Here is a 12214-nt window from a genome sequence, read left to right on the forward strand (position 1 = left end):
AGTGTCTCCTGACAGGAATGAGTATTCGTTTCTATTATGAATGATTTCATTCAAAAATACTCATCGGATCAGCAAAAAGTCGATCTTTGGCAACCTGAAAAACTCTCATCATAACGACGAATTTTCTCTTCTGAAGTTATGGTAGGATGTGATTCATACAAATTTAGTTTAGTTTCAATTCATTGACGATTTAGCTGTGCGAAGTCACAGCATGGGGCAGATTAAGCCGAGGGATTATCATTTTCAGGAGGACAGTGCAGTGTCCAGCAAGAAAAACCAATTAGAACAACAATTAAAAAATAGAATTCTCGTCCTAGATGGTGCGATGGGAACGATGATCCAACGCCATAAACTCTCTGAAGAGCAGTTTCGCGGCGAGCGTTTTGCAGATTGGCCAAGCGACTTGAAAGGCAACAATGACTTACTTGTGCTAACTCAACCTGAGATTATTCGCGATATCCATAGCCAATATTTTGCGGCAGGGGTGGATATTGTTGAAACCAATACGTTTAACTCCACCACCATTGCGATGGCGGATTATAAAATGGAAGCACTTTCTGCGGAAATAAATGAAACCGCAGCTCGCCTTGCTCGTGAATGTGCCGATGAGTGGACATGTAAAACCCCAGAAAAACCGCGTTATGTGGCTGGGGTTCTGGGACCAACAAACCGTACAGCATCGATCTCCCCTGATGTGAATGATCCGGCCTATCGCAACGTGACGTTTGATCTGCTGGTGGACGCGTATCGTGAATCCACACGATCGCTGATTAAGGGTGGTGTCGATCTGATCATGATCGAAACTATCTTTGACACATTAAATGCAAAAGCGGCGATTTTTGCCGTAGAAACTGAATTTGAATCCCTTGGGATCCACTTGCCTGTGATGATTTCAGGGACTATCACTGATGCTTCGGGGCGAACTTTATCGGGGCAAACCACGGAAGCATTTTACAACTCATTGCGCCACTCTCAGCCGTTATCATTTGGGCTTAATTGCGCATTGGGACCTGATGAACTGCGTCAATATATCGCTGAATTATCTCGTATTTCAGAGTGCTATGTTAGCGCTCACCCCAATGCAGGGTTACCGAATGCATTCGGTGAATACGATCTTGATGCCCAAAATATGGCGCAGCAGATCCGCGAATGGGCGGAGGCTGGCTTTTTAAATATCGTCGGTGGATGCTGTGGTACCACGCCACTTCACATCCAAAAAATGGCACAAGCCGTTGAGGGACTAAAACCTCGCCAGTTACCAAAATTACCTGTGGAATGTCGGTTATCCGGTTTAGAACCGCTGAATATTGGTGCGCAATCTCTATTTGTGAACGTTGGTGAGCGCACTAACGTCACAGGCTCTGCAAAATTTAAGCGTTTAATTAAAGAAGAAAATTACCAAGAAGCCCTTGATATCGCTCGCCAACAAGTGGAAAACGGCGCGCAGATCATCGACATCAATATGGATGAGGGCATGTTAGATTCCCACGCGGCGATGGTGCGTTTTCTGAATTTGATCGCGGGAGAACCTGATATTGCACGAGTGCCTATTATGATCGACTCCTCGAAATGGGACGTGATCGAAAAAGGGCTGAAGTGCATCCAAGGCAAAGGGATCGTGAACTCCATCTCCATGAAAGAGGGGGTTGATGCCTTTATTGAACACGCCAAATTAGTCCGTAAATATGGTGCGGCAATGGTGGTCATGGCGTTCGATGAAGTGGGGCAAGCTGATACCCGCGAGCGTAAAATCGAAATTTGCCGCCGCGCATACCAAATATTAACGGAAACGGTCGGTTTTCCACCTGAAGATATTATTTTTGACCCGAATATTTTTGCAGTTGCTACGGGGATTGAAGAGCATAATAACTATGCTGTTGATTTTATTGAAGTCTGTAAAGATATCAAAGATCAACTGCCCCATGCGTTGATCTCAGGTGGGGTGTCTAACGTCTCTTTCTCATTCCGAGGCAATGATCCGGTGCGTGAGGCAATTCACGCTGTTTTCCTGTATCACGCGATCCGCAATGGGATGGATATGGGGATCGTCAATGCGGGGCAACTGGCCATTTATGACGATCTTCCCGCCGAGCTCAAAAACGCGGTAGAAGATGTGATCCTCAATCGCCGAGAAGACGGCACTGAAAAGCTACTGGAACTGGCTGAAAAATACCGTGGAACAGGAGGACAGGAGCAGCAAGTTCAACAAGCGGAATGGCGCAGCTGGGAAGTGGAAAAACGGCTTGAATACTCGCTAGTGAAAGGGATTACGGAATTTATTATCCAAGATACGGAAGAGACTCGCCAACGTGCGTCAAGCCCGATCGAAGTGATTGAAGGCCCGCTAATGAACGGCATGAACGTGGTGGGTGACTTATTTGGTGAAGGAAAAATGTTCCTGCCCCAAGTGGTGAAATCCGCCCGCGTGATGAAGCAAGCCGTGGCGTACTTAGAGCCGTATATTCAGGAGCTAAAACAGTCGGGAAGCAGTGCAGGTAAAGTATTACTAGCGACGGTGAAAGGGGACGTACACGACATTGGCAAAAATATTGTGGGTGTCGTTTTACAGTGTAATAACTATGAAATCATTGATTTAGGCGTCATGGTGCCGTGTGAAACGATCCTAAAAACCGCCCGGGAACAAAACGTCGATATTATCGGTTTATCGGGTCTGATTACGCCGTCATTGGATGAGATGGTGCATGTGGCAAAGGAGATGGAGCGACAAGGGTTTACCTTACCACTATTGATTGGAGGCGCAACGACCTCGAAAGCTCATACTGCGGTGAAAATCGAGCAAAACTATTCAGGACCTACGGTCTATGTGCAGAACGCATCCCGTACGGTGGGGGTCGTCGCTGCATTACTTTCAGCAACCCAAAAAGCCGAGTTTGTTGCCCGAACGCGTCGTGAGTATGAGACGGTTCGCCTGCAACATGGGCGCAAAAAACCAAGAACGCCACCCGTTACATTAGAAGCCGCTCGCGCTAATGGGGTGAATATTGATTGGCAACAGTACCAGCCGCCGGTTCCTAAATTCCTAGGCGTTCAAGAAGTGACGGCTTCCATTAAAACATTGCGTGACTATATCGATTGGACACCATTCTTTATGACATGGTCATTGGCTGGTAAATACCCGCGAATTCTCGAAGATGAAGTGGTCGGGGAAGAGGCGCGCAAATTGTTGTCTGATGCCAATGCGATGCTCGACACGTTGGAAAGCCAAAACTTACTGACGCCAAAAGGGATTTTTGGAATTTTCCCAGCAAACCGCGTGGTGGATGATGTGGAAATCTATCGTTCCGATGCTCGGGATGAAGTCCAAGTGGTGGCACTTAATTTACGCCAACAAACGTTGAAAACCGATTTTCCGAACTACTGTTTATCCGATTTTGTGGCACCTAAAGAGAGCGGTAAAGCGGATTATATTGGTGCATTTGCCGTGACTGGCGGGTTAGAAGAGGATGAGCTGGCCCAGCAGTATGAAAATACCCACGATGATTATAATAAAATCATGGTGAAAGCCTTGTCTGATCGCTTAGCAGAAGCTTTTGCGGAATATCTGCATCAACAAGTTAGAACCCAGTATTGGGGCTATGCGTCAGAGGAAGCACTGAGCAACGAAGAGTTGATCCGTGAAAATTATCAAGGCATTCGCCCTGCACCGGGTTATGCCGCTTGCCCTGAACACACAGAAAAGGAAAAAATCTGGCAACTTCTGAATGTGGAAGACAAAATTGGTATGAAACTGACTAGCTCTTACGCAATGTGGCCGGGAGCCTCGGTGTCGGGTTGGTACTTTAGTCACCCTGATAGTAAATACTTTGCGGTGGCACAAGTGCAAAAAGATCAAATTGAAGATTATGCCAAACGCAAAGGAATGACGGTCGCAGAATTAGAACGCTGGTTAGCGCCAAACTTAGGCTATGACCCAGAAGATTGATTTGATCCATAAGATTGATTTTTCAGTTATTCGCCTCCATCTTATAGGTAGGAAATCTATTGGGAGCAAATGATGAGCTATGAATTTATAATTGAAGGAAAACTGCCGTCCTCGGTAGTTTATCCTTATCAGATCCAAAATAGCGCCGCGCCAGAGACATTTATGATGAGCGAAGACGCGGTGAGTGCCATGATGAGTATTTTGCAAATCATGGACAAATTGGATACTGAAGATTCATTGACGGAACATTGCTTTAACCAAATTTGGTTAAGAAGCGAGTTAACGCCAGCAAGAGCAGAAGAAATTTATCTGTTCTTGGAAAACCAAGAGCGGGTTGAGCCGATCCCTTCACAAGAGGAAATCGACGCGTTTTATCAAGCGCAACAAGCGGAAGATAAGTTACTCTCTAAAGAAAGTACCAAAGAAGGTATGGTTCCGGTTCATAAATTTGCGACCAATGATGGCTGGTTAATTACAGCGAAAGAGAGTGGATTAATTGCCGAGGTATTTTCAGAAGAATTAGTGGGTGAAAACCATTTTGTGGTTTCCCAAATATCGACGCTATGCAAAATTAGCCATCAAAAATTGGAATTGATTTTAATTGAGTGGGGTAAGTTTAATTTATTTGCCAGTAAGCATGGCGGATATCGCGTTAATTAATTTTGCGCATTAAGACAATTTAATTATTAATTAGAGGGTGATTAGCTCGTTTTATAACCAATTACGATAATCACCCAAATTATTTTCTTAAAAATTCACATCATTTGGTTATTTTCTGCTTATAGTCCTTATGATTTTTGTATGGGAATGATATCTTATATAGCAGTGGTCAATGCCAAGCTGTGAGTAAATGTCATGAAATTACCCTCTCTCTTATTTAGTTTCTGCATTATCTGTGCCCCTTATGTGCAAGCAGAGCCAATAGAGTCGGGTTCGTTTCATAACCAGCCAACCAAAGCGGCTGCTAACCAATCTTCCAACCCAATTATCACCCCTGTGGTTTTGACGCCTCAGGCGGACTCCGCTTTAGTTGAACCTTTACCTAAAGCCCTTGAAGTGACTGAGCCAAGCAACCTTCCAACCGATTTTCAAAGCAGTATTAAAGAGGCCAATGCGGGTAAAGTTGATGCCATGATTGACGTGGGTGTCGCTTATTTGGATGGCACAGACTTTCTCGATTCCGATGAAAATAAAGCCTATTACTGGTTTAAGAAAGCTTCTGATTTAAATAGCAATGATGGTGATTACTACATCGGGATGCTGGCACAGCGCAAAAAGGATTATGAGCAAGCGGGTAATTGGTATCGTAAATGCGCCGAAAAAGGCGATGCATACTGCCAATATGCGATGGGCTATTTATTTGAGCGTGGTTTAGGTGTCGAAAAAGACTATAAACAAGCTCGCGCTTGGTATTATGAGGCCGCAGAACAAGAGCAAGAGTATGCACAGTTTGCCATTGGGTTGTTCTACCATGATGGGCTTGGTGGTGATATTGACTACAATAAAGCTTTTACATGGTATGAGCGCAGTGCACGTAATGGCGTAGCCTCTGCCGTGAACAACTTAGCCGTGATGTATGAAAATGGCGAAGGCATGGAAAAAGATGAGGATACGGCGATTTACCTGTATCGCCAAGCCGCGAACATGGGCTCCCCAGTTGCACAAAAAAATATGGGAGACTTTTACAGCAAAGGTCATCCGCTCGTTGAGCAAAATAACTACCAAGCCGTTTACTGGTATAAGCGCGCGGCAAACCAAGGTGAATTTTCGGCTCAATATGCGTTAGCGCAAGCGTATGAGACAGGCGATGGCGTTGGGCAAGACCTGAGCGAAGCCTTCAAATGGTACCAAATGGCGGCAGATAATGAATCTGCTGAAGCCGCTATGAAAGTGGCTGAGTATTATGAAAAAGGCCTTGGCGGCGTTAAACCGGATATGGCGAAAGCGACCCAGTGGTATATCGAATTAGCGGATTCAGATATTGTCGACGCACAATTAAAGTTAGCGAATTTATATCTGGCAGGTCAGTTGAAAGATGTTGAGATCCAGCAGATTGTGAAGTGGCTGGAAGTTACTAAAGAAGACAATATGGAAGCAAAAAACCAGTTAGCGATTTTTTATCTGACTGGAACTGGGGTTCAGCAAGATAGCCAAAAAGCACGGGAGCTTTTGGAGTCTGCGGCATTCAAAGAAAACAGTGATGCGCAAAATAACCTCGGCGTAATGTATGCCCGAGGAGAAGGTGGCAGTAAAAATATTTTCCGCGCTATTATGTGGTTTGAGCGTGCGGATAAACTGGGTAATGTGACCGCAAAAAATAACTTAGCATTATTGCAAAAAGACCATAATGCAAAAGCGAATATGCTGCAATATACAGAAAGTGTAAAAAATTCATTGCCTTCTAAAAAATGAATCACTGAAAGAATCCATTCCATTTCATTTAAAAGCCAATAACCTTATTAATACTGTTGGCTTTTAATCATCTCTATCTATTTTGCTGTTTTCATCGTAATGACAAATATCATTTTGATATTCTTAAAAATTACTTTCTTACTCTTTCTTTTAAGATAATTACGTATTTCTACACCATAAAATTTATCAATCTTTGTGAATTAGGAAGCTATTTTTATTTAGCTAAATAATGAAGTATAGTTTTATTAACTGGTTCTTTGTTGAGTCTTTGTTGTAAATCTCTCCATTAGATTAGAACGAGTTTAGTTGTTTTTTGAGCATGAAAAAATGAGGTGTTAAATGAGCACTTATTGTTTTTTTATTAAATCTGACGAAGTTGTTGCGTTAGAGATGACTGAAACCCAAAATGCTACCGAGTTAGTGAATATGGGTTACCAAAAGCAGTTTGAAGAGATTGAGGCGAATAGCAAAGAATTAGCGTTAGCGCGCTTTGCAGATATTCGCGGAGAAGAGCTAAAAAGCACTTATGCTTTTGCAGGTGAGTCGACGTTTAGTGGGCTGATTACCTCTTTCCTAAGTCGTTAAATTTATTTTTATTAGCAAGTCAAACGGGCAATCAAAAGATTGCCCGTTATCGTTTATGGATTGCTATTATTTATGGTTAGCTATCCGCTATCACTCAAAAAGATTATTGTGCAGTGTGCGAACAATCTCTTCCGCGTCGTTACCTGGCACAAGCAGACAAATATTATGGCTGCTAGCACCGTAGCTGATCATACGGATATTAAAGGATTCCAACGCGCCGAAAATCTGTTTGCCGAGCCCGTTCACTTGTGAAAGTTGGTTACCAATAATCGCCACCAGAGCCAGGTTTTCTTCCACTTCTACACGGCACAGTGCGGATAATTCGGTCATTAAGGCATTAGTCAGCAAGCTACCATTAGTGCCTGTTGAGCCCGTTGTATCTAATGTCAGTGCGACACTCACTTCCGACGTGGTGATCAAATCCACGGAAATATTATGGCGCAGCAAGATAGTAAAAATCTCTGCCAGGAAACCACGTGCATGCAGCATTTTCAAACTGTGCAAGGTCAGTAACGTTTGTTTGCGGCGTAATGCGAGCGCTCTAAATTGCGGAGGGTTTTCCGTTTGGTCGCTGACAATCGTCCCGCCTGCTTCTGGGGCTTTACTCGAGCCGACGAATACAGGGATCCCCGCACGCACTGCGGGTAATAACGTGGCTGGATGCAGAATTTTTGCTCCGAAAGTTGCCATTTCAGCGGCTTCATCAAAGGCGATTTCATCGATTTTTTGGGCATTCGGCACCACACGAGGGTCGGTGGTGTAAATGCCGGGTACATCCGTCCAAATATCTACGCGGGATAGGTTCAATACTTCAGCCAGTAAGGCAGCGGTATAGTCACTTCCTCCGCGCCCTAGTGTGGTAGTGCGCCCTTTGGCATCACGCCCAATAAACCCTTGAGTGATAACAATCGATTCGGCTAAGCGTGGAAGTAATTGCTGCTGTGCGAGCACTTGTAGCTGTTCAAGATCCGGCTCAGCACGACCAAAGCTTTCATTGGTTCTCATCACTTTACGGACATCAAACCATTGTGAGGATGCCCCGCGCTGGCGCAATACTTCCACAAACAGTAATGTGGACATAATCTCACCGTGGCTGACCATTTCGTCCGTTAAGGCATCAGAAGTGGCAAGAGAGGCGGAATCAGCTAAATGAGCGATGTTCTCAAGTAGACGGTCGATTTCTTCGCGAATAACGTTCGCAGTTTGCAGGTGTTCGATAATGTCATACTGAGTCTGTTTGACTCTTTGCAGTAGCTCATTGCGTTTATCAGTGTCGCAGCCTTCAGCGAGTTCAATGAGTAAGTTGGTGATCCCTGCACTTGCAGAAAGCACAACCACACGAACTTGATCATTTGCCAGTACGATATCTGCACTTTTATTCATGGCGTCGAAGTTAGCGACGCTTGTGCCGCCGAATTTTGCGATAACAAACTGATTACTGCCAGCTACTGTATTCATTTTCCAATCCCTTTAATTAAACCGCCTATCTTTAAATAATGCATGAACCCAAAATAATTCCTGCGGCGCAGGCCGAATACGGCACGACATCAACAGCTTGAAATACGTTGGAGTAATAGATTTATCGACTTTGGCACGTATCGTCAATAATGAATCGAGGTAAATCAGTAATTCTAATGATGGGCAAATGATTATCGGTTTTCTCAATATCATTTTTGGGATGAGATGACAGTGGCCGTTAGGTTTGGGAGAATAGACCTAACAACAGCAGATTATGAGAACGCAGAAAACCGATAAGCTTCGTGTCCTCGGCGAGTTACAATCTATTATTATTTGAAATTGTTTTGGAGGTGTTATCCATGAAAAGTATCAATCCAAGCCAGACGGCGGCATGGCGAGCGCTAGAGCAGCATTATGCAGACATGAAAAATGTGCATATGCGTGACTTATTTGCACAAGATAAACAGCGCTTTACGAAGTTTTCAGCCACTTTTGATGACCAAATCTTAGTGGATTTCTCCAAAAACCGTATTACACAAGAGACATTGGACAAACTTTTGGCATTAGCCAAAGAAACGCAACTGGAAGATGCAATCAAAAGTCTGTTCAGTGGTGAGAAAATCAACCGCACTGAAGATCGTGCTGTGCTGCATACCGCATTACGTAACCGCGACAATACCCCAGTGCTGGTGGATGGCAAAGATGTGATGCCAGAAGTGAACGCGGTACTGGAAAAAATGCAGCAATTCAGCGCACGCATTATCAGTGGCGAGTGGAAAGGATACACCGGTAAAGCCATTACTGATGTGGTGAACATTGGGATTGGTGGTTCAGATCTGGGACCATTTATGGTGACTGAGGCGCTACGTCCTTATAAGAACCATTTAAATATGCATTTTGTTTCTAACGTTGATGGTACTCAAATTGCAGAAACATTGAAGGATCTCAATCCTGAAACTACGTTATTCCTGATTGCATCGAAAACATTTACGACGCAAGAAACCATGACCAATGCGCATTCAGCGCGTGAGTGGTTATTGACGTTTGCCAAAGATGAAAAACATATTGCGAAGCATTTTGTGGCGCTTTCAACGAACAGCGAACAAGTCGCAAAATTTGGTATTGATACCAATAACATGTTTGAATTCTGGGATTGGGTTGGTGGTCGTTACTCTCTGTGGTCAGCGATTGGTTTGTCTATCATCTTATCCGTCGGTTATGAGAATTTCGTTCAATTACTGAGCGGTGCTCATGCAATGGATAAGCACTTCACGCAAACGCCTCTAGAAAGCAATATCCCTGTTTTATTAGCGCTGATCGGCATCTGGTACAACAACTTTTTTGGTTCAGAAACTGAAGCGATTCTCCCATACGACCAATACATGCATCGCTTTGCCGCCTATTTCCAACAAGGCAATATGGAATCAAACGGGAAATATATTGACCGTAATGGCAATGCAGTCACTTACCAAACAGGTCCGATTATTTGGGGTGAACCGGGAACTAACGGGCAACATGCGTTTTACCAGTTAATTCACCAAGGGACAAAAATGATCCCATGTGACTTTATTGCGCCGGCAGTGACACATAACCCGCTGGGGGATCACCATGCTAAGTTGCTGTCTAACTTCTTTGCACAAACGGAAGCATTAGCCTTCGGTAAAACCCGTGAAGTGGTGGATGCTGAATTTGCTGCGCAAGGTAAAACTGTCAAAGAGATGGAATATGTGGCGCCTTACAAAGTGTTTGAAGGCAACCGCCCAACTAACTCTATTTTACTTAAAGAGATCACTCCGTATTCATTAGGGGCGCTGATCGCTATGTATGAGCATAAAATCTTTACCCAAGGTGCAATTTTGAATATTTTCACCTTTGACCAATGGGGGGTTGAGTTAGGTAAGCAACTGGCGAGCCGTATTCTGCCTGAATTGGAAAATAGCCAAGCGGTAGAGAGCCATGATAGCTCTACCAATGGGCTGATTAATTGCTATAAAAACTGGCGTTAATGGCGTTTTTTTAAGCGACTAATAGCCTGTAATTGGCAGGCTATTAGTATCCTAATAAAATACGATTTTTAAGCTAACTCATTATAAATCAAATATTTTTCACAAAATTTTTACAATTTGTGTTGAATTAGCGACTTTTTATATAAATTGTTATCTATCTTTAACCTTGCACAATAACAACGTGCTATTCTATCGCCCAATAATTTAGATGAACGATGCTGGTTGTGGCTTTAATACGCTAGACGTTAACAAGCTTGAGTAGCAATCAGGGGATAACCATAATTACTATGGTGGAATTTGATTGAATGCCTGAAACGATTTTTACCTCTCACCCGATAAACTGGTTAGAAGAGGGCGACGAGAGTGTTCCTGAAAGTGTATTAGATTGGTTGCAAGAGCAAGGGTCGATGACCAAGCGGTTTGAGCAGCATAGTCAGAAAGTGACGGTAATACCTTATTTAGAACGCTATATCTCACTGGATATGCTCACCGCCGACGAACAAAAATGCTTACCAATTAGTGAGCGTTATTGGCTACGGGAAGTGATTATGTATGGGGATAATATCCCTTGGTTGATTGGCAGAACGCTGATCCCAGAAGAGACGCTCACTGATAATGACAAAAAATTAGTGGATATTGGGCGTGTCCCATTAGGGCGCTACCTCTTTAGTCATGAAAACCTAACCCGAGATTATATTGAAATGGGATCCAGCGCTGACCGCTGGGTACGCCGCTCCCTACTTAGATTGTCCCAAAAACCATTATTATTAACCGAAATATTTTTACCTGAATCACCTGCATATAGATAACTATCTAACATAATTCAAATAACGTTTATGGGTAAAATAGAAGCATAAAGGAGCACGATAACGTGGAGGGAAGTATGGCGCTAAGTAAATGGCATGCATACAGCCGTTTAATGCGTATTGATAGACCTATTGGCTCACTGTTATTACTGTGGCCAACCTATTGGGCGCTGTGGATTGCCGCCCAAGGCACGCCAAGTTTGCATATTCTGATTGTCTTTACGGCCGGTGTATTTTTAATGCGTGCCGCAGGCTGTGTTATCAATGACTTTGCTGATCGTAATTTCGATGGGCATGTAGAAAGAACTAAACACCGACCACTGCCTAGCGGTGATGTTACGGAAAAAGAAGCAAAAATTCTATTTGCTGCGTTGGTAGGGCTCTCTTTCTTATTGGTATTGAGTCTGAATACCATGACCATCTGGTTATCGGTCGCAGGCTTAGCGCTAGCGTGGATCTACCCGTTTGTGAAACGTGTGAGCCATTTGCCTCAAGTAGTCTTGGGCGCTGCATTTGGCTGGTCAATCCCGATGGGATTCTCAGCAGTTAGTGAGTCCTTACCACTAGTTTGTTGGTTACTGTTTTTAGTGAATATCATCTGGTCAGTGATTTATGACACGCAGTATGCCATGGTCGATCGTAACGATGATTTAAAAATTGGCGTGAAATCAACGGCGATTCTGTTCGGTCAATATGACAAGCTGATTATTGGTTTGCTGCAAATTGTGATGGTTGGCTTGCTGGTGGTGATTGGCTCATTGGCTAACTTAGGCATGGTTTATTATGGTTCGTTAGTGCTAGCCGCTGCGCTGTTTGTTTATCAACAGCAATTGATGGTGAACCGAGAACGAGCGCCGTGTTTCAAAGCGTTTATGAATAATAACTATGTTGGCTTTATTCTGTTTATCGGTATGGTGATTAGTTATTTTTAACCGCTAAAACGGGATAAGAAAAAGGGTAATGCAGATGCATTACCCTTTTTTATTGCTGAATATCATTGAGTT

Annotated in this window: 8 protein-coding genes; 7 read left to right on the forward strand and 1 reads right to left on the reverse strand. The window is 43.6% G+C overall.

Annotation, left to right across the window (positions count from 1 at the left end; genetic code table 11):
• Positions 1-259 precede the first annotated feature (259 nt).
• From metH to GKR71_RS14105, 4 genes are all read left to right on the forward strand, one after another.
• The gene (gene metH, locus GKR71_RS14090; RefSeq protein ID WP_230085090.1) at positions 260-3943 is read left to right on the forward strand and encodes a methionine synthase; all 3684 of its coding nucleotides are present in this window, start codon (positions 260-262) and stop codon (positions 3941-3943) included.
• 72 nt (positions 3944-4015) lie between these two features.
• Positions 4016-4603 carry a hypothetical protein gene (locus tag GKR71_RS14095; protein WP_036955429.1) on the forward strand — a complete coding sequence of 196 codons (588 nt, stop codon included), beginning with the start codon at positions 4016-4018 and terminating at the stop codon, positions 4601-4603.
• 195 nt (positions 4604-4798) lie between these two features.
• Positions 4799-6355, forward strand: coding sequence for an SEL1-like repeat protein (locus tag GKR71_RS14100; protein ID WP_036955425.1), 1557 nt, complete (start codon positions 4799-4801; stop codon positions 6353-6355).
• Positions 6356-6694: 339 nt separating this feature from the next.
• On the forward strand, positions 6695-6940 hold the full coding sequence (locus GKR71_RS14105) for a hypothetical protein (RefSeq protein ID WP_036955421.1): 246 nt from the start codon (positions 6695-6697) through the stop codon (positions 6938-6940).
• Positions 6941-7030: 90 nt separating this feature from the next.
• Here GKR71_RS14105 and lysC read toward each other — a convergent pair whose 3' ends face one another.
• Positions 7031-8398, reverse strand: a complete 1368-nt coding sequence (lysC, locus tag GKR71_RS14110) for a lysine-sensitive aspartokinase 3 (protein ID WP_036955418.1) — start codon at positions 8396-8398, stop codon at positions 7031-7033.
• Between the two features lie 359 nt (positions 8399-8757).
• On the opposite strand from lysC, the gene pgi reads away from it, so the two are divergent.
• The 3 genes from pgi to ubiA all read left to right on the forward strand — a co-directional run bounded on the left by pgi (position 8758) and on the right by ubiA (position 12142).
• A complete protein-coding gene (pgi, locus tag GKR71_RS14115) occupies positions 8758-10404 on the forward strand; it encodes a glucose-6-phosphate isomerase (protein WP_154634460.1) in 1647 nt (548 codons plus the stop codon).
• A 305-nt stretch (positions 10405-10709) separates the two neighbouring features.
• The gene (ubiC, locus tag GKR71_RS14120; RefSeq protein ID WP_036955412.1) at positions 10710-11213 is read left to right on the forward strand and encodes a chorismate lyase; all 504 of its coding nucleotides are present in this window, start codon (positions 10710-10712) and stop codon (positions 11211-11213) included.
• Positions 11214-11287: 74 nt separating this feature from the next.
• Positions 11288-12142 (forward strand): 4-hydroxybenzoate octaprenyltransferase, encoded by an 855-nt coding sequence (ubiA, locus tag GKR71_RS14125; protein ID WP_036955408.1) that lies wholly within the window; start codon positions 11288-11290, stop codon positions 12140-12142.
• Positions 12143-12214: the final 72 nt, after the last annotated feature.

Origin of the sequence: Providencia sp. wls1922, from assembly GCF_009706505.1 — a bacterium.
In the GTDB taxonomy this organism is placed as follows: Bacteria; Pseudomonadota; Gammaproteobacteria; order Enterobacterales; family Enterobacteriaceae; genus Providencia; species Providencia lanzhouensis.